The sequence below is a fragment of the Ruegeria sp. CDSC085 genome (assembly GCF_059610465.1).
Genome location: NZ_JBXWNR010000033.1, coordinates 1 through 18,540 on the forward strand (window position 1 = coordinate 1; position 18,540 = coordinate 18,540).

An 18,540-nucleotide genomic window follows, 5' to 3' on the forward strand; every position below is an offset into this window, starting at 1 on the left:
GTCGACAACGCATACGGCGACAGAAACCTCGTCTGCACATGCCCCCCAATGGACGCATACGAAGAAGCCGCGGAATAAAATCGAAAACCCCGCCGGACTTCGGCGGGGTTTTCGCCAATCGGAAACTCCTGTTCCGATCTGAGCCCTTATTAGATGTCGTTTTCACTCAACGAAGAGTCTTTTCCGCTTGCTGCGGGTGCGAAGGACCCATAGCCCTGTGCGTGGGACACCCCTCCCCAACGAGGGGCGTGTATCTGGAAGGGTAATACACATGACGATCGAACAACCGGCGACGCGGCCGGCAAATCCGCGTTTTTCTTCGGGCCCCTGCGCCAAACCCCCCACATTTGATCTGACCAAACTGGCCGATGCCGCCCTGGGGCGTTCGCACCGTGCCGCTGTTGGCAAGGACAAGCTGAAGGCGGCCATTGAGGGCACGCGTGAGATCCTGGGCATTCCAGCTGATTACAGGATTGGCATCGTCCCTGCGTCTGATACCGGCGCGGTCGAAATGGCGCTTTGGTCGTTGCTGGGCGAGCGCAAGGTCGAGATGCTGGCGTGGGAGAGCTTTGGGTCCGGTTGGGTCACCGACGTGGTCAAGCAGCTGAAAATCGATGCCGAGATAAAGACCGCCGACTACGGGCAGATCGTGGATCTGGCGTCTGTTGATTTCGCCAATGACGTGGTTTTCACATGGAACGGCACGACCTCGGGCGTGCGGGTGCCGAATGGCGACTGGATTGCGGATGACCGTCAGGGTCTGACGATCTGTGATGCGACCTCGGCGGCGTTTGCGATGGACCTGTCCTGGGACAAGCTGGATGTGGCCACCTTCAGCTGGCAGAAAGTTCTGGGGGGTGAGGCTGCGCATGGGATGCTGATCCTTTCGCCCCGTGCTGTTGAGCGTCTGGAAAGCTACACGCCGGCATGGCCGCTGCCCAAGATTTTCCGCCTGACCAAGGGTGGCAAGCTGATCGAAGGTATCTTCACGGGGGCTACGATCAACACGCCGTCAATGCTGGCCGTTGAGGATTATCTGTTTGCACTGGATTGGGCGCGTTCGGTCGGTGGCCTGAAGGGCCTTATTGCCCGTGCGAACGCCAATGCCGGTGCCGTGCATGCGTTCTGCGATAAGAACGACTGGATCGAAAACCTGGCCGAAGACGCTGAGACGCGGTCGAACACATCCGTCTGTCTGAAATTCACAGATGCCCGTATTCAGGACGGCGCAAGCTTTGCCAAGGCTGTGGCCAAACGGCTGGAAGCCGAGAATATCGCGCTGGATATCGGTGCCTATCGCGATGCGCCTGCGGGCTTGCGGATCTGGTGCGGCGGTACGGTCGAGACCTCGGATATCGAAGCGATGCTGCCTTGGCTGGCATGGGCCTTTGAGGCCGAAATCGCGGCGCAAACAGAAGCCGCCTGATCGCATCCCATCTTCACCGGGCCGCATCGGCCCGGATTTCTCTATACATTCAAGGACCACAGACATGGCTCCCAAAGTACTCGTTTCCGACAAACTCAGCGAAACCGCCGTTCAGATTTTCCGTGATCGCGGCATTGACGTGGATTTCATGCCCGATCTGGGCAAGGACAAGGACAAATTGGCCGAGGTGATCGGTCAATATGACGGTCTTGCCATCCGCTCGGCTACCAAGGTCACGCCGACCATTCTGGAAAAAGCCGACAAGCTGAAGGTGATCGGCCGCGCCGGAATCGGCACTGACAATATCGACAAGGAATCGGCGTCGAAAAAAGGTGTGATCGTGATGAACACGCCATTCGGCAACATGATCACCACCGCAGAACACGCGATTGCGATGATGTTCGCCGTGGCGCGGCAAATCCCCGAGGCCTCGACTTCGACCCATGCGGGCAAGTGGGAAAAGTCCAAGTTCATGGGGATCGAGCTGACGAACAAAACGCTCGGTGTCATTGGTGCGGGTAACATCGGCGGCATCGTGTGCGAGCGCGCGCTTGGCCTGAAGATGAAAGTCATCGCCTATGATCCCTATCTGGGCGAAGAGAAAGCCGCCAAGATGGGCGTGGAAAAGGTTGAGCTGGACGAGTTGCTGTCCCGCGCCGACTTCATCACCCTGCACGTGCCGCTGACGGATCAGACCCGTTGTATTCTAAGCCGCGAGAACCTCGCCAAAACCAAGAAGGGCGTGCGCATCATCAACTGCGCTCGTGGTGGTCTGGTAGATGAGGAGGCGTTGGCAGAGGCGCTGCAATCCGGTCATGTTGCGGGCGCCGCGTTTGACGTGTTCAGTGAAGAACCCGCCAAGGACAACCCCTTGTTCAACCTGCCCAACGTGGTCTGCACGCCACATCTTGGTGCAGCAACGACTGAAGCGCAGGAGAATGTGGCGCTGCAAGTGGCCGAGCAGATCTCGAACTACCTGCTGACAGGTGCGGTCGAGAACGCTTTGAACATGCCCAGTGTGACGGCGGAAGAAGCCAAGGTGATGGGGCCGTGGATCAAGCTGGCCGGCCATCTCGGCAGCTTCATCGGCCAGATGACCGATGAGCCGGTCAAGGCGATCAATATCCTTTATGATGGTGTTGCCGCTGAAATGAACCTGGCGGCGTTGAACTGCGCAGTGGTCGCCGGGATCATGAAAAAGTTCAACCCCGAGGTGAACATGGTGTCGGCCCCGGTTGTCGCCAAAGAGCGCGGGATCAAGATCTCGACCACCAATCAGGACAAATCGGGTGCTTTCGAGGGCTATATCAAAGTTACCGTTGTGACCGACAAGCGCGAGCGTTCCATCGGTGGCACCGTGTTCAGTGACGGCAAACCGCGTTTCATCCAGATCAAGGGCATCAATATCGACGCCGAGGTCGGCGCCCATATGCTGTACACCACCAACGAAGACGTGCCGGGCATCATCGGTGCTCTGGGGCGGACAATGGGTGAGAACAACGTCAACATCGCGAACTTTACCCTGGGTCGATCCGAGGCCGGCGGAGAAGCGATTGCTTTGCTCTATGTTGACGAACCGGTTCCGGCTGAGGCACGCGCCAAGCTGGCGGAAACGGGTCTGTTCACACAGATCAAGCCGTTGGAGTTTGATGTCACCTGACGTGGTCTGTAGAGTTTGAGAAACAGTTCAGGACCCGGTTGACCGAAGGCCCGGGTCCTTTGTTTTCTCAGGCTGCAATCTGCGGCACAAGCAAGCTGAACCTTACCGTCGGAGGATCTATGACACAGCCTATCTACGTTGTTGGTGATCTGCACGGGCAGGTGGCCGAGCTGGAGCGCGCGCTGTCTCTGATCCAGGGCGATGGCGGCCCGGATGCCCAGATCGTGTTTCTGGGTGATTACGTGGATCGCGGCCCCGACAGCCGCGGGCTGATCGAGCGCCTGATTGCCGGGCGCGATGCGGGCCTGAACTGGATCACTCTGCTGGGCAACCATGATCGCATGTTCACCTGGTTCATGGAGGACACGCCACGTCACGATCCGCATTTGCTTGTCGGGTATCATTGGCTGCATGAAAGGCTGGGCGGGGTCGAGACCCTGCGCAGTTATGGCGTGGAATTCGAAGGTCAGATCCGTCTGGAAGATCTGCATCAGATGGCGCAGGCGGCGGTGCCGAAATCGCACCTGACCTTTCTGCGCGATCTGGTTCTGATGCATCAGACGCCCGGGCTAGCCTTTGTTCATGCAGGCATTCGTCCGGGCGTGCCGCTCAACGAGCAGCGGGCCAACGATCTGGTCTGGATCAGGCAGGATTTCCATGCCCATCGGGGCCCGCATCCCAAGCTGATCGTGCATGGTCATACTCCGGTGGATCGGGCAACGCATTATGGAAATCGCGTCAATCTGGACACAGGTGCCGGATACGGACGCCCGGTGGGTGTTGCGGCGTTCGAAGGGCAGTCCTGCTGGGAATTGACCGATCAGGGCCGTTTAGCGTTGACCCCCTAAGTCACCCCGTTCGGGTAGGACACTGGAGATTGAATATGTATGTCGCCACTTTGCTGACCAATCCGGCAGCGCCGTCGCTGGACAGCGCATTGACTGAGTCCTTGCGTAATGCGTGGGGTGGTGGAGAGGCCATCTGGCTCAACCCGGATGAGGCGGCAGAGTTTGAGTTGAACGCCATCCCCGACAATCGGTGGGACGTTTGGGCAGACCTGCAAGGGATGGGGGTGGATCTGGTTGTGCAACCCGCGCAAGGACGGCGCAAACAGATGCTGCTGGCCGACATGGACAGCACGATGATCCAGCAGGAATGCATCGACGAATTGGCGGATGAGGCCGGCGTCGGCGACCGGGTCAAGGACATAACGGCTCGCGCCATGAACGGAGAGCTTGATTTCGAAGGTGCCCTGATCGAGCGGGTTGGTTTGCTGAAGCATTTGGATGAAAGCGTCATCGGCAAAGTTCTGCGGGAACGGATCACTCTGATGCCTGGAGGCAGGGAATTGCTGGCGACGATGCGGGCCAACGGGGCCTATACAGCATTGGTATCCGGTGGCTTTACGGCCTTTACCGCGCGGGTGGCAGAGCTTTTGGGATTCGATGAAAACCGCGCCAACACTTTGCTGGCTGAAGATGGCAAGCTGACCGGAGACGTCGCGCGTCCTATTTTGGGGCGTCAGGCCAAGATCGAAGCGCTCGAGCAGATTACGGCGCGGCTTGGCCTGTCTGAAAGTGACGCGATCGCCGTGGGTGACGGGGCCAACGACCTTGGAATGCTTGGTCGGGCCGGAACCGGGGTTGCCCTTCATGCCAAGCCGTCGGTGGCCGCGAAATGCGACGTGCGGGTGAATCACGGCGACCTGACGGCGCTGCTTTACCTGCAAGGCTATTGCCGCGCCGATTTTGTAGGCGGCTGATCAGGACTATCTTTTATTTAACATTTGTGTTAAATAATGGATATGAGCACACTTCTGACCACGTTTTCCGCTTTGTCCGATGCCACCCGGTTCTCGATTGTCGAGCAATTGATGGAGCAGGGCGAGCTGCCTGCCGGTGATCTGATCGAAGGGCGCGGCATGTCCGGCGCCGCGATTTCACGCCACCTCAAGGTGCTGCGCGAAGCCGGGTTGGTGCAGCAGCGTGTGCAAGGCACACAACGCATGTATTCCATCCGATCCGAAGGATTGCGGGCGATTGCCGACTGGACGATTTCCAAGCGGCAATTCTGGGAAGGTAGCCTCGACCGTCTGAGTGATATTATCGAAAGGGAGAATTCATGGCCGACCTGAAACTGGAGCGGGAATTCCCCGTCAGTCCCGAAGAACTGTTTGCATGGATCAGCGATGGTGCCAAGCTGTTGCAATGGTGGGGGCCCGAAGGGATGCACGTGCCGGAGCACAACCTGGATTTCTCACGCACCGGCCCTTGGTATTCGGTGATGGAGAATGGCGAGGGCCAGCGATACAAAGTCTCGGGCCACGTGACACATGTCGACCCGCCGAAGTCGGTGGGTTTTACATGGGGTTGGCATGACGATCAGGATCAACGCGGTGCCGAAAGCCATGTGACCCTTTCCGTTGCTGCGACCGAAAGCGGTGCCCACCTTGTGCTGGACCACCGCGAATTGGCCGATGCCGAAGCAGCCGCGAACCACAATCAGGGTTGGACGTCTTCGCTGCGCAAACTCGAAGCACTTTGCAAATAGGATTTCATCAGGGAGGAGCGATATGCCCCAGTTTTTGTTTGTCTATCATGGGGGTCACACCCCGACCGACCCCGCCGAGATCGAGGCGACCATGGCCGCTTGGGGGGCTTGGTTTCAAAATATGGGCGAAGCCCTCGTTATCCCCGGCAACCCGGTTGGGCAGTCTCACACTGTCAGCAGCAACGGAGTGGTCGATAACGGCGGCGCGAACCCGGCCTCGGGCTTCACTGTGATCAAGGCTGACAGTATCGACGCTGCGACCGAGATGGCCAAAGGCTGCCCGATGGTCGTCAACGGGACAGGCTCGGTTGAAATGGCCGAAATCCACGAAATCGAGATGTAAGGGCCTTAGTCGGGGAAACCCGTTGCTGGTTTGATCACGCCACATTCCAGCCCGCGACGGCTGTATTGCGTGGCGTTCATGAATCTGCGGGTGGCCGGGTGATCGGCCTCCAGCACGCCAAGGCTTACCAGTATCGCGGCGATCGCACATTCGCTGGCACGGGTGGTGCCATCGGTGATCTTCAGCGCAATGCCCATGCGTTTTTCCGGGACGATGGCCACGAACACGGCCTCGGCCCCGGTCTTGATGGCAACACGTCCGTTCATCGCGCGCATCAGCTCGGTGCAGGCCCGGGTCTCACCGGCAACAAGTTCCGGGTGTTTGACCATGGCCCCAACCAGCTGAGCTGCCGCGTCGCTGGAGCGATCAGACCTATCCGAAGCGCTGGAAAACCATGCCATCGACCGCGCCAGACCGACGAGCGATGTGGCGAAATTCGGGGCCGAACAGCCATCGATGCCGTATGCCGGGCTGGTCTCGCCCGTCGTTTCTTCGATGGCAGACAGACAGGCCTGTTGTACCGGGTGATCAATCTCAAGATACTCCGGCCCTGCGCCCATGTGCTGGCCCAGAGTCAGAAAGCCGCAATGCTTGCCGGAACAATTGTTGTGGATCTGGCAAGGCGTATCGTCGGCCAGGATCAGCCGGTCGCGCGCGGCTGTGTCAGCGGGCTCTTGTGGGCCGCACCGCAGATCGTGCTCGTTTAACCCCAGATGGTCCAGCCACGCCGTCACGCGATCCGTGTGGATCGCTGCCCCATTGTGCGAGGCGCAGGCCAACGCCAGGTGTTCGCTGGTCAGCCCGTATTTCGCCGCCGCCCCTGATGTGACCAACGGAAGCGCTTGAATCATCTTGGCGGATGACCGCGGGTATATGATAGATTGCGGGTCGCCCCAACTGCGCACGATCTGACCCGTGTCATCGCAAATCACCGCATGACCCAGATGAAGACTTTCCAGCAGCGCGCCGCGCCAGAGTTCTGTCATGGGTATGGGCTGCGTCATCTGGACCTCCGAAATTTATGCGCAAAATTCTGCCAATCGCCCTTTCGCCTGTGGCGAAACCTGCGTTAGTGTGTGTATGTCGGCAATCATCGGAAGACGCAAACGAATAGACGAACCGGCAGGGTTCGCAGACGTGTCCGATGGGTATGAGGTAAGGGTCGAGCTAGGAGGCTGGACAAATGGGATCAAAGCTCGTTCGTACGATTGCGGGCCTGTGTGTGGCAGGCATCGCCGCGACTTCTGCAATCGCCCAACAGGCGACAAGCACAAACCGTGTTGCTGCAAAAACGGATTGGAGCGTTTTTGTCGAAGACGATCCTACCGAATGCTGGAGCGTCTCGGCACCCAAGGAAACCGTGAACACCCGTGGTGGACGCGTGGTTTCTGTACGGCGCAGCGATATCCTGCTGTTTGTGTTCTATCGTCCGAATGCCGAGGTAAAAGGCCAATTGACCTTTACTGGCGGCTATCCGTTTGCTGCGGGTTCGACGGTTAACCTGAATGTCGACGGCACCGAGTTCGAACTGTTCACGGAAGGCGAATGGGCCTGGGCCGCATCGGATGCGGATGATGCCAAGATCATCACCGCCCTGAAACGCGGAACCGAGGCTGTTCTGACCGCCCGGTCCGAGCGCGGGACGCAGACGAAAGACACCTTCTCGCTGCTGGGCTTTACCGCTGCGATAGAAGACGCTGAGAAGCGCTGCACCAACTGATCTCAGTGTGCCGATTGTTCAAAGGGCCCCGCTTGGTCGCGGGGATTTTGACGTTTGGTCATCTGCCATTTTTTGATCCGTATCAAGGTTTCGCATCCGGCAACGTGAACTAAGTGGTTCAGCCATTGAGAGAGGACATCGTGATGAAACAGAAAACTTGGATCGCTCTGGTTCTGGCGGCATCCGTCGCAGCACTGAGCGCTTGCGAGAAGACCGCGGATTCCTATCCGATATCGGGCGAGCAATGTGGCCCGGAAGATCCGGTTCAGACCCTGGACGCCAATGATTGCTACACACCGCCGCCGGTAAACTGATCAAAAAGGCCCGGCATGTAAATCGTGCCGGGCCACTCAGCTTAGGAAACCTTTTGATCTTTGCGCAGGTTCCTATATAGAGGCGCATCCCAAGCCCGATTCCTTTGAGATACGCCAATGTCGCCCAAAGCGCCGATCACCCAAGACGTCATGACCATCCCGCGCAAACTGCCCGACGGGAAGGTGAACCTTGTCGGTCTTTCGCGCGACAGGTTGCTCGAGACCTTGATTGAACACGGCACGCCCGAGAAACAGGCCAAGATGCGCACAGGCCAGATCTGGCAATGGATCTATCAATGGGGTGTGCGCGACTTTGCCCAGATGACCAATCTCGCCAAAGCCTATCGTGCACAACTGGCCGAGCATTTCGTGATCGAAATCCCCGAGGTGGTGACACGTCAGGTTTCCGAGGATGGCACCCGCAAATACCTGTGTCGCATCGCCGGCGGGCATGAGGTCGAGGTGGTCTATATCCCCGAGGACGATCGCGGAACCCTGTGCATCTCGTCTCAGGTAGGCTGTACGCTGACCTGTTCATTCTGTCATACCGGAACTCAGAAACTTGTACGAAACCTGACATCCGCCGAAATCGTAGGTCAGATCATGATGGCCCGCGACGATCTTGAGGAATGGCCGACCCCCGGCGCACCCAAGGATGAGACCCGCCTGCTGTCAAACATCGTTCTGATGGGCATGGGTGAGCCACTATACAATTTCGAAAACGTCCGCGACGCGATGAAGATCGCCATGGACCCCGAGGGGATTTCCCTGTCGCGTCGTCGTATCACACTCTCGACCTCGGGCGTTGTGCCCGAAATTGCCCGTACGGCAGAAGAGATCGGCTGCTTGCTGGCGATCTCGTTCCACGCCACCACCGACGAGGTGCGCGACGTTCTGGTGCCGATCAACAAGCGTTGGAACATCGAGGAACTGCTGAAAGCACTGGCCAGCTACCCCAACGTGTCGAACTCTGAACGGATCACTTTTGAATATGTGATGCTGGATGGTGTGAATGACAGCGACGAAGATGCGCATCGTCTGATCGCCCACATCAAGCGCCACAACATTCCGGCCAAGATCAATCTGATCCCGTTCAACGAATGGCCCGGGGCGCCGTACAAGCGCAGTTCGAACAACCGTATCCGCGCCTTTGCCAACATCATCTATCAGGCAGGTTATGCCTCACCCATCCGCAAGACGCGCGGTGAGGATATCATGGCAGCCTGTGGTCAGTTGAAGTCGGCGACCGAGAGGGCGCGCAAATCGCGCAAACAAATCGAGGCCGAAACGGGCCTAAGCCAGTAGAGTTCGGCCGATCTTGGCTGGCTTGGCCGGATCGCGCTTTAAGTGTTTTCCAGATCCGCCTGCACGTCATAAGTGTTTCTGTAAACTTAATGTTTCAGATGCTGAAACCACATGCAAAATTTGCTATATTTCCAGTGCCCGTCGCCGGGCTCTGCTTCCTCAAATTGATGCACAAGCCGGTGAACTGTCCGGGTCAGAGCTGGCAAGTTTTTGCGATACCGCTAGACTGTTCCAAGTGGTGTCAGAAGGCGCTCAGGCGAACTGAATTTCAGGTGGGCCACGATTATGAATAAAAGTTTTTTTACGATCATCCGTTACGGAGCCGCTGCGCTTGCTGTTGTCTCAGGTTCAGGCTTGGCCTTTGCTGAAGGTCAGGACGCTCATATCGCAATCGAAAACCCTGCCGAGCTGAGCAAGGAAGAGGCTCTGGAACACTACCGATCGCTCAATCGCCGCATGGCGCGTGGGTACGCCGTGGCACAACTGGACCTGATCCTAAACTACCAAAGCTGGCCGCTTTTCAACGATGCGCCCTATATCTCGGCAACGCACGGGCAGCGGTATGTGAACAGCTATGCCAATCGCATGGCGCATAACTACGGGACGTTGCAGGAAGGTGAAGAACTTCCCATGGGGTCGGTTCTTGCCAAGGACAGCATGACCGTGACGGATGAAGGTCACGTACATCCCGGGGCCATGTTCATAATGGAGAAACTGACAGAAGGTGCCAGCCCGGACACGGCGGACTGGCGTTACCTCATGGTCCTGCCGGACGGTTCGGTGTTTGGGGACACTATGGGCGACCGCGCTGGCGCCGTGGCGTATTGCCATGTCTGTCACGAACAGGTGGCAGATCGGGACTATACGTTTTACGTGCCAGAAGACTCTCGAACGCGCAACTGAACCGGCTCAGGCGTTTTCGCCCGGCAGCTTCAATTCCGTCGCCTCGCGGCGGCTGAGTTGTTCCCCTTGTTTTCGCTTGGACAGCACCTCACGGGCCAACGCGTATTTGTCGTCCTGCCAGAAGATCAGGCAACCGTTGCATCCCTTACCGCAGCAGCCTTCTGTGCCGATGCGGTTGGTCTTGAACCGGCGTTCGTTGCCGTCTTCGCCGATCTTCTCGACCAGTTCGTCGCGGCGGCGCGCATAGGCCGCGGGATTGTCGCGGCCCGAGGTTTCCAATCCCTGCACCAGCTTGTCGAACCGAATGCGGCTCCAGTGTTCGTCGGTCAGGGCGCGTTCTTTGCGCAGCACTGAATAGATCGGAAAACGGGTGCGCAGATCGTCGGTATCCTCGTGGTCGAACAGGGTGAAAGGCAGGCGGATAACAGTTTTCGTGCTGCCGTGAACAGCGTCCACGCGCGCGCCATCCGATGCGCGTTCAAAGTCGTAAACCCGCAGCAGAACCGTCTCGCGCGAGATGGGTGATACGAAATCCAGCACATCACCCGGTTCCAGCTTGTTTTTCACCTCGACCAGAAACGCATCCTCGGTCACGTCGGTGACAATCCCGGCATATTCCCACTGTGCGATCGACGCGGTGTGTTCGTAATCATGCGCATAATTGGTCAGCCGGCCTTCGTGGAAGGCCAGCGTGTAGCCGCGATTTCCGACGGTTTCGAGTTCACGCATGTAAGGCTTGGGGTCCCAGTTTTCGGGGTCTGCGAAATAGTCATCGATGGCCATGCGATAAGCCCGCGCGACGATGGCGGCGTAATATTCCGATTTACCGCGCCCCTCGACCTTGAGGCTGTCAACACCGATCTTCAGGTATTCGTCCAGCTTGGGCATGATGCACAGATCACGCGAATTTAGGATGTACGAACCACGATCGTCCTCTTCGATGGGCATCAGATCACCGGGGCGGCAGCCTTCTTCCAGCAGGAATTCGAACAGGTCGGCGTTTTCCTCGGTGATCCGCAGTTCCTGATGGGTGCCGTCCTTGAGGCGCAGTTTCAGCCCATAGTTCCAGCGGCAGGAATTGGCACAATTGCCCTGATTGGCGCCGCGCTCGGCCATGAAGTTCGACAGCAGGCAGCGGCCCGAATAGGTCATACACATGGCGCCGTGGACGAAGGCCTCGAGCTTGATGTCGGGGCATTTTTCGCGAATCTCGACCAGCTCGGCGTAGGAAACCTCTCGCGCCAGAACCACCAGTTCCGCGCCCTGATCCTGCCAGAACTTTACCGACAGCCACGAACAGATATTGGCCTGGGTTGAGATATGCAGTGGCAGTTCCGGTGCGCGGTCGCGGACGTACTGGAACACGCCGGGGTCGGCGATGATCAACCCGTCCGGCTGCACCTTGCGGACCGTGTCAATGTATTCGTCCAGCTTCGGGATGTCCTTGTTGTGCGAAAACAGGTTCAGCGTCAGATAGGCGCGCCGGCCATGGCTGTGGCAGAACTCGACCCCTTCGATCACCTCTTCCAGCGAGAACTCGGATTTCGTGCGCAGCGACATATCGGGCGTGCCCAGATACACCGCATCCGCCCCGTAAAGGACAGCGAGTTTAAGCTTGCGCAGATTGCCCGCAGGCATCAGCAATTCAGATCTGGACTGAGTCATGGCGCTACCTGTCAAAGGATCAAGGCGGCCTTCTACGCCAAATAATTCGTGCCCAAAACCCCGTTATCTGCGACGGAATCGCGCTGTACCGATGACCTTGACCAGTTGCTGCCGCACAGGTTCGGGTTGCGCCTCGATCGCGTTCAGAGCTTCGCGTAGTTCAGCCCGCAGCCCGTGCAACTGGTCGATCAGTGAGATCATCATCGACAGTGCATCGGTCTCCATGTCGTACTGTTCGTGCAACTCACAGGCCAGTTCCAGACGGGCGACGTCGATATTGTGATAAACCAGCCCTTGATCCGATTGTTCCGGAATGACGATTTCCGCCGCCAGGTATTCGGTCAGGCGGTCCGAGGTCAGGCGGGAGACCGTTTCGATGAGTTCCTTTTCGGTCAGGGTCATGACTGCATTCCTTTCCGCGGATCATAGCGATGCTTTTCACGCCAGGTTTCCATGAGCTGCTTCAGTTCGTCATCAATCATGTCCGGTGTCGTTATAGTCAGCTCAATCAACTGGTCCCCACGGCCGGACGAGCCGCGCTTCTTTACTCCTTTACCGCGCAACCGGAGCGTTTTGCCGCTGCTGGTGCCCGCTGGGACGTTGACATTCACACCGCCGTCTATCGTGGGGGCCGGGACTTTTCCGCCCAGAATGGCCTCGTCGATTGTGATGGGCAGCGTGATATGGATGTCGTCGCCCTGACGTTCAAAAACCGGGTGCTTGGCGACCGAAACAGTCACCAGAGCGTCACCTGGAGGACCTTCGCCGTATCCCGGGGCCCCTTTGCCACGCAGCCGGATGGTCTGCCCGTCGGTGATACCAGCGGGGATTTTGACCTCGATCCGATCTCCATCCGGCAAAGTCAATTTCTGACTGGCGCCGAAAACGGAGTCCAGAAAGCTGATTTGCAGGGTGTAGTTCAGATTGTGACCCGGAGCGTGAAACTCGTGGCTGCGCTGACCGCCAAAACCGCCGCGACCGCGCATGAACTCCGCGAAGATATCTGACATGTCGTCGGGATCCGCCTGACGCCCCCGATAGGGGTTTCCAGCGGCCTCGGCATACTCTCGGTAATATTGCTGTTGCGGGCGCTCCTGACCCGAAGCGTCAATTTCTCCGTTGTCAAAACGCGCACGTGTTTCAGGGTCTTTCAATAGATCATAGGCTGCGGCAGCGGCCTTGAACTTTGCCTCAGCCGCATCATCGCCCGGTTTCAGATCCGGATGGCAATCCTTGGCGATGCGCCGGTAGGCTTTTTTGATCTCGGCTGCGCTGGCGTCCTTCGATACACCAAGAACGGTGTAGGGGTCGTCGCTCATATCACTCTCTCAGGTCAGGGACAGGTTTGATCAGGATGAAGGTGTTCTACCATGCGATTTCAACGGGTAAAACGAAAGAGGCGATTGAATTGTTTCGTAAAATCCCGCAGACTTGATAATATCTGCATGTTTATACTTATTGTTTGACGGAGATCGCCGCATGACGCGCAGAATAAAATCCGCCCTGGCTCTGCTGGCCGGAAATGCCATTGGGTTGTTGCTTGCCTCTCTGATATTGTCTGGATTTGCGATCAAGCCGATCTCGTTCATCGTAGTGGTGATTGTCTTCACCGTTGTGCAGGTTGTGGCCGAACCCCTGATCCTGAAACTGGGCGAAAAGAAAGCACCTGCCCTGAAGGGCGGGATCGCCTTGATCGTGACCTTCGTGGGTCTTTTCGTGACCGACCTGGTCGCCGCCGGGCTGACCGTGGGTGGGGTTTCGAACTTGCTGGCTGCGACGCTGCTGGTCTGGTTGGGGGCGTTGATCGCCAGCGTGGTGTTGCCGATCTACGTGTTCAAAGAGCTGCGTGAACCCAAAAAGTAATCATACAGCGTTCAGGCTGGTTTCGATAGCGTGCCATAGTTCGTCGACTGGTTCGCATCCGACGGACAGGCGGATGAAGGCCGGATCAACGTCGTCGCCCCAGCGCGCGCGACGCTCGGCCGAGCTGTGGACGCCTCCGAATGACGTAGCCGGGCGCAGAAGCGGGCAGCTGTTGATGAAGGCTTCGGCTTTGTCTTCGCTGTCCAGCGTCAGGGATAACAGAAATCCGAACCGCGTGGCCTGCTCTTGCGCCAGTTTGTGCGACGGGTCACCGGCCAGCCCGGGGTAGCGAACCTGTTTCACTGCGGGATGTTCCGCCAATCGTTCGGCCAGTTTCTGTGCGGAGTTGCACATCCGGTCAAACCGAACGTCCAGTGTTTCGAGCCCGCGATGCAGCAGCCATGCCTCATGTGGTCCGGGGATCGAGCCGGATACTTTTCGCCATTCCTCGACCCTTTCCATGATGTTGCTTTTGCGGCTGGCCACATGGCCCATCAGCATGTCGGAATGCCCGCCCATTGCCTTGGTATCGGACGAGACAACCACATCGATGCCCAGATCCAGAGGGCGCTGACCAAGCGGCGTCATCGTCGTGTTGTCGGCAATGGTTACGCCCCCGGCAGCACGTACCTGATCGGCGACCGCTGTCAGATCGATCATGTCCAGCCCCGGATTCGAGGGGCTTTCTACAAAGACCACATCGAACCGGTCAAAACCGCCGTCGGTAAAAGCGGTGGTGGGGCGTTCCTCAACGATCACACCCAGTCGCGACAGGAAACGATCGGCCAAAAGGCGCGTCACGTAATAGCCATCGGAGGGGATCAGCAGGCGTGACCCGGCTTGCACCGTGGCGAACAACGCCGCAGAAATCGCTGCCATGCCTGATGGAAAGCTGAGGCACGGCGCGTCTTCCAAATGCGACAGAACATGTTCCAGATGCACCCAGGTCGGGTTGTCGACGCGGCCGTAACTTGCCTGTCCATCCGGGGCACCCGGCAGGTGGTACATGCTGCTTTGTATCAGCGGCAGCGCCACAGGTTCGCCCTTGCTCAGAGCATTTCCGCGCAGATGCAGCATCTCTCCGGTCTTGGGGGCCATGGTTCAGCGCCCTGGAATTTCGTCGCGGGGCGGGGCGGGTTCCCAGTTTTCGATGATCTCGACCGCTTCCTGCGCCGTGTCCACAAAGCGGAACAGGTCAAGATCCTCGTCCGAGATGGTGCCGGCATCGGCCAGTGCTTTCCAGTTTATGACCCTCTCCCAGAAATCACGTCCGAACAGCAGGAAAGGCACGCGCTCCATCCGGCCGGTCTGAATTAGAGTGAGAGATTCGAACAACTCATCCATTGTCCCGAAGCCGCCGGGGAAGATTGTGATCGCACGGGCCCGCATCAGGAAATGCATCTTGCGGATGGCAAAATAGTGAAAGTTGAAACTGAGATCTGGCGTCACATAGAGGTTCGGGGCCTGCTCGTGCGGCAGAACGATATTCAAACCGATGGAGCAGCCGCCCGCTTCCTGTGCGCCTCGGTTGCCGGCCTCCATCACACCGGGACCGCCGCCCGTGACGATCACGTTTTCGCGGCACCCGGTATCGTTCGATTTCACGGTCATCAGCCGCGCGAACTCGCGCGCCTCATCATAATAGGTCGACAGACCAGCCAGCGTTTCCGTTCGCGCGGTGTGTTTCTGCGATGGCTCAGGGATGCGCGCGCCGCCGAACATCACGATGGTCGAGGTGATCTCGCGTTCGCTCATGATCATCTCGGGTTTCAGTAATTCCAGTTGCAGACGCACCGGGCGCAGTTCGTCCCGGCAAAGGAATTCGTCATCGGCAAAGGCAAGGCGATAGGCAGACGATCGCGTTTGCGGCGTGTCCGGCACTTCGCTCGCTGTCGAGCGATCTGTCTGCGCATCGCGAAACGGATTGTGGCGGTCTTCTCTCATGGGTGATCGATCCCTGCTTGCGTGTTTTCCAAACAGCTATAGGGTTCGCGGGCAGAGTGCCAGTCACGGAAAGACAAGAATGAATTGGAAGAACGAAATATCAGCGGCGCAGGATCGTATCGACGGACATACGCAAGTGACGCCGGTGATCGAGAGCCGAATTCCGGGCTATCCCATTGAACTGAAGCTGGAGCACATGCAGCACACGGGCAGTTTCAAGGCGAGAGGTGCGTTCAATACGTTGCTGAGCCTCGACGTACCCGATGCAGGTGTCGTGGCTGCATCCGGCGGCAATCATGGTGCAGCGGCGGCCTTTGCGGCGCAGGCGCTTGGTTATCCGGCCAAGATTTTCGTGCCCGAACTGGCCGGCCCTTCCAAGATTGCATTGATCCGTCAAACCGGCGCGGATCTGAGCGTTGTGTCCGGCGAATACGCCAATGCGCTGACACAGGCCCAGGCGCATGAAGCTGAAACCGGAGCGATGCAGATACACGCCTATGATGCGCCGGCTACTGTGGCGGGGCAGGGGACCTGCTTTGCGGAATGGGATGCGCAGGGCCTGCAGGCAGACACGGTTCTGGTCGCCGTGGGCGGCGGCGGACTGATCGCCGGGGCATTGGCGTGGTTCGACGGTGCGCGCAAGGTCGTGGCGGTCGAACCCGAGACCTCTTGCGCATTGAACGCGGCGTTGCAGGCCGGTGAACCGGTAGATGTCTCGGTATCCGGCATCGCGGCCAACGCCCTGGGCGCGCGCCGGATCGGGCAGATCTGTTTTGACCTGGCGCAGGGGATGACATCGGTCCTGGTGTCGGATGATGCCATCGCGGCAGCTCAGAAGATGTTGTGGCAGACGCATCGCATTCTGGTGGAACCGGCGGGCGCCACGGCGTTGGCAGCCTTGACCTCGGGCGTGTACCGACCTGAACCGGGCGAACGCGTGGCCGTTCTGGTGTGCGGCGCGAATATTGCGCCAGACCCGCTTGCAGGGTGAATTACCGGGTTGTGGATGGGCGTTGTGGATTTTATCTATAATTCATGACGGCCACGATTTCGGACACGATTTACCAAAACCTCAGCCAGCAGATCATCACCGGAGAGCTGAGCGCCGGGGAAAAGCTGCGGCAGGATCATATTGCCCGCGCCTTCGACACCAGCCATGTTCCGGTGCGTGAAGCCTTGTTGCGGCTTGAGGCGCATGGATTGGCCCGGCATGAGCCGCGCCGGGGGATGCGGGTCACAGCGCTGGACCCGGCAGAGGTCCGCGAGGTCATCGAAATGCGCGTGGCGTTGGAAACACTGGCGTTGCAGCAATCGGTGCAAAACATGTCTCCTGTAGCGTTGGAAAAGATCGACCAAGCGCGCGCCGCCTGTGATGAAGCGCAGACGATGCCCCAATGGGAGGCTTTGAACAGGGCGTTCCATCGCTCCATTCTGACACCTTGCGGGTTGCCCCGGCTTTTGCATGCAATTGACGACCTGCATATCGCAAGCGCACGCCATTTGTTTGCGCACTGGCGGTCGAAATGGGTGCAGCAGACAGACAAGGATCACGCGGCACTTGTTCAGGCACTCAAGAGGAAGGACCTGGGTACGGCAAAAGGTATTCTGACCCGACATATACGCCGCGCCAGCTGATTGCGGGCCTTTCAGACGCAAAACGGCCCGTGTTCGTCGCATTGCGCCATGGGCCCGGCTTGCGTATAGGCCAAACCAACATGAACAGATTCTGTAGGGAGACGCCCCATGTCCAACGCGCAACTGGAAGCCGCCATCGAAGCCGCCTGGGAGGCGCGCGACACGATCTCACCCGCCACTGCAGGTGAACAACGCGAAGCGATCGAAGATACGCTGAACGCGCTGGATAGCGGGTCGCTGCGTGTTGCTGAAAAGCAGGAAAACGGTGACTGGCACGTGAACCAGTGGGCGAAGAAAGCGGTTCTGCTGGGCTTTCGTATCAAGGACATGGAAATCCAGACTGGTGGTCCGCAGGACGGCGGCTGGTGGGACAAGGTGGACAGCAAGTTCGCCGGTTGGGGTGAAAACCAATGGCGCTCGGCCGGGTTCCGCGCGGTTCCCAACTGCGTTGTCCGCAAGTCGGCCTATATCGCGCCGGGCGTGGTGCTGATGCCGTCCTTCGTCAACCTTGGCGCCTATGTGGATGAAGGCACCATGGTCGATACCTGGGCGACCGTCGGCTCATGCGCTCAGATCGGCAAAAACGTCCACCTGTCGGGCGGTGTAGGCATCGGCGGCGTGCTGGAGCCGATGCAGGCCGGCCCGACCATCATCGAGGACAACTGCTTTATTGGCGCGCGCTCCGAGGTGGTCGAGGGCTGCATCGTCCGCGAAGGCTCGGTTCTGGGGATGGGCGTGTTCATAGGTAAATCCACCAAAATCGTGGATCGGGAAACCGGCGAAGTGACATATGGCGAAGTCCCGCCCTATTCTGTGGTCGTCGCGGGCTCGATGCCATCAAAGAACAACATCAGCCTGTATTGTGCCGTGATCGTGAAGCGGGTGGATGAAAAGACCCGGTCGAAAACCGGCATCAACGAATTGCTGCGGGACTGATCTTCCCGGTTGTACAGAAAGGCCGGAGCAAACCCGCTCCGGCCTTTCGATTTTTTTTGGGGTGTCGTTCAAGGTGAGGCCAAACCCTGACCCTAACCTGTCCTGAGCATGATGTTCAGCTCAGAGGATCACCCTTTGGGGGGTCAGCGGGCTTCACCCTGCATAGCGTCAACTTCTGAGTTTTCTGCATTGGTTTCCGCGCCTTCGCTGTCGCCGCCGCTTTCGCTGTCGCCGCCGCCTTCGCTGTCGCCGCCGCCTTCGCTGTCGCCGCCGCCT

General features: G+C 58.6%; 21 protein-coding genes. 15 read left to right on the forward strand and 6 right to left on the reverse strand.

The window, feature by feature from the left end; all coding sequences use genetic code 11:
* Positions 1–271 precede the first annotated feature (271 nt).
* From AC2FJB_RS22100 to AC2FJB_RS22130, 7 genes are all read left to right on the forward strand, one after another.
* Positions 272–1,426, forward strand: coding sequence for a phosphoserine transaminase (locus AC2FJB_RS22100; protein WP_496721053.1), 1,155 nt, complete (start codon positions 272–274; stop codon positions 1,424–1,426).
* 64 nt (positions 1,427–1,490) lie between these two features.
* On the forward strand, positions 1,491–3,086 hold the full coding sequence (gene serA / locus AC2FJB_RS22105; RefSeq protein ID WP_496721051.1) for a phosphoglycerate dehydrogenase: 1,596 nt from the start codon (positions 1,491–1,493) through the stop codon (positions 3,084–3,086).
* 119 nt (positions 3,087–3,205) lie between these two features.
* Positions 3,206–3,934: a metallophosphoesterase family protein gene (locus AC2FJB_RS22110; RefSeq protein WP_496721049.1), complete on the forward strand. Its 729-nt coding sequence runs from the start codon at positions 3,206–3,208 to the stop codon at positions 3,932–3,934.
* Between the two features lie 35 nt (positions 3,935–3,969).
* Positions 3,970–4,848, forward strand: a complete 879-nt coding sequence (serB, locus tag AC2FJB_RS22115; protein ID WP_496721047.1) for a phosphoserine phosphatase SerB — start codon at positions 3,970–3,972, stop codon at positions 4,846–4,848.
* Between the two features lie 42 nt (positions 4,849–4,890).
* Positions 4,891–5,220 carry an ArsR/SmtB family transcription factor gene (locus tag AC2FJB_RS22120; RefSeq protein WP_117872947.1) on the forward strand — a complete coding sequence of 110 codons (330 nt, stop codon included), beginning with the start codon at positions 4,891–4,893 and terminating at the stop codon, positions 5,218–5,220.
* On the forward strand, positions 5,208–5,636 hold the full coding sequence (locus AC2FJB_RS22125) for an SRPBCC family protein (RefSeq protein ID WP_117871908.1): 429 nt from the start codon (positions 5,208–5,210) through the stop codon (positions 5,634–5,636). Before AC2FJB_RS22120 ends, AC2FJB_RS22125 begins: the two co-directional genes overlap by 13 nt.
* A 22-nt stretch (positions 5,637–5,658) precedes the next feature.
* The gene (locus AC2FJB_RS22130; RefSeq protein ID WP_496677555.1) at positions 5,659–5,979 is read left to right on the forward strand and encodes a YciI family protein; all 321 of its coding nucleotides are present in this window, start codon (positions 5,659–5,661) and stop codon (positions 5,977–5,979) included.
* A gap of 5 nt (positions 5,980–5,984) precedes the next feature.
* On the opposite strand, the gene AC2FJB_RS22135 is transcribed toward AC2FJB_RS22130, so the two are convergent.
* The gene (locus AC2FJB_RS22135) at positions 5,985–6,983 is read right to left on the reverse strand and encodes an asparaginase (RefSeq protein WP_496721044.1); all 999 of its coding nucleotides are present in this window, start codon (positions 6,981–6,983) and stop codon (positions 5,985–5,987) included.
* Positions 6,984–7,162: 179 nt separating this feature from the next.
* Here AC2FJB_RS22135 and AC2FJB_RS22140 point away from each other — a divergent pair, with 179 nt between their 5' ends.
* The 4 genes from AC2FJB_RS22140 (at position 7,163) to AC2FJB_RS22155 (ending at position 10,221) form a co-directional block, all read left to right on the forward strand.
* On the forward strand, positions 7,163–7,699 hold the full coding sequence (locus AC2FJB_RS22140) for an invasion associated locus B family protein (protein ID WP_117871914.1): 537 nt from the start codon (positions 7,163–7,165) through the stop codon (positions 7,697–7,699).
* A gap of 143 nt (positions 7,700–7,842) precedes the next feature.
* Positions 7,843–8,013 (forward strand): hypothetical protein, encoded by a 171-nt coding sequence (locus AC2FJB_RS22145; RefSeq protein WP_162896866.1) that lies wholly within the window; start codon positions 7,843–7,845, stop codon positions 8,011–8,013.
* A gap of 117 nt (positions 8,014–8,130) precedes the next feature.
* Positions 8,131–9,318: a dual-specificity RNA methyltransferase RlmN gene (rlmN, locus tag AC2FJB_RS22150; protein ID WP_496721042.1), complete on the forward strand. Its 1,188-nt coding sequence runs from the start codon at positions 8,131–8,133 to the stop codon at positions 9,316–9,318.
* 285 nt (positions 9,319–9,603) lie between these two features.
* A complete protein-coding gene (locus AC2FJB_RS22155) occupies positions 9,604–10,221 on the forward strand; it encodes a cytochrome P460 family protein (RefSeq protein ID WP_496721040.1) in 618 nt (205 codons plus the stop codon).
* Positions 10,222–10,227: 6 nt separating this feature from the next.
* On the opposite strand, the gene AC2FJB_RS22160 is transcribed toward AC2FJB_RS22155, so the two are convergent.
* The 3 genes from AC2FJB_RS22160 to AC2FJB_RS22170 form a co-directional block, all read right to left on the reverse strand.
* On the reverse strand, positions 10,228–11,886 hold the full coding sequence (locus AC2FJB_RS22160; protein ID WP_496721038.1) for a U32 family peptidase: 1,659 nt from the start codon (positions 11,884–11,886) through the stop codon (positions 10,228–10,230).
* A 63-nt stretch (positions 11,887–11,949) separates the two neighbouring features.
* Positions 11,950–12,288: a hypothetical protein gene (locus AC2FJB_RS22165; RefSeq protein ID WP_117871922.1), complete on the reverse strand. Its 339-nt coding sequence runs from the start codon at positions 12,286–12,288 to the stop codon at positions 11,950–11,952.
* Positions 12,285–13,205, reverse strand: a complete 921-nt coding sequence (locus AC2FJB_RS22170) for a DnaJ C-terminal domain-containing protein (protein WP_496721036.1) — start codon at positions 13,203–13,205, stop codon at positions 12,285–12,287. Before AC2FJB_RS22170 ends, AC2FJB_RS22165 begins: the two co-directional genes overlap by 4 nt.
* 160 nt (positions 13,206–13,365) lie before the next feature.
* Between AC2FJB_RS22170 and AC2FJB_RS22175 the strand changes: the two genes are divergently transcribed.
* A complete protein-coding gene (locus tag AC2FJB_RS22175; RefSeq protein WP_117871931.1) occupies positions 13,366–13,749 on the forward strand; it encodes a hypothetical protein in 384 nt (127 codons plus the stop codon).
* Here the strand turns inward: AC2FJB_RS22175 and AC2FJB_RS22180 are convergent, their stop codons facing one another.
* Together AC2FJB_RS22180 and AC2FJB_RS22185 are read right to left on the reverse strand one after the other, a co-directional pair.
* Positions 13,750–14,847, reverse strand: a complete 1,098-nt coding sequence (locus AC2FJB_RS22180) for a cystathionine gamma-lyase (RefSeq protein ID WP_496721034.1) — start codon at positions 14,845–14,847, stop codon at positions 13,750–13,752.
* 3 nt (positions 14,848–14,850) lie between these two features.
* Entirely contained in the window at positions 14,851–15,693 is an 843-nt protein-coding gene (locus AC2FJB_RS22185; protein WP_299902473.1) for an LOG family protein, read from the reverse strand.
* Between the two features lie 79 nt (positions 15,694–15,772).
* On the opposite strand from AC2FJB_RS22185, the gene AC2FJB_RS22190 reads away from it, so the two are divergent.
* The 3 genes from AC2FJB_RS22190 to dapD all read left to right on the forward strand — a co-directional run bounded on the left by AC2FJB_RS22190 (position 15,773) and on the right by dapD (position 18,264).
* On the forward strand, positions 15,773–16,684 hold the full coding sequence (locus AC2FJB_RS22190) for a threonine/serine dehydratase (protein ID WP_496721032.1): 912 nt from the start codon (positions 15,773–15,775) through the stop codon (positions 16,682–16,684).
* 44 nt (positions 16,685–16,728) lie between these two features.
* Positions 16,729–17,328, forward strand: coding sequence for a GntR family transcriptional regulator (locus AC2FJB_RS22195; RefSeq protein ID WP_496721029.1), 600 nt, complete (start codon positions 16,729–16,731; stop codon positions 17,326–17,328).
* A gap of 108 nt (positions 17,329–17,436) precedes the next feature.
* Complete coding sequence (gene dapD / locus AC2FJB_RS22200; RefSeq protein WP_496677579.1) at positions 17,437–18,264, forward strand: 2,3,4,5-tetrahydropyridine-2,6-dicarboxylate N-succinyltransferase; 828 nt, start codon at positions 17,437–17,439, stop codon at positions 18,262–18,264.
* The last annotated feature ends 276 nt before the right edge of the window (positions 18,265–18,540 follow it).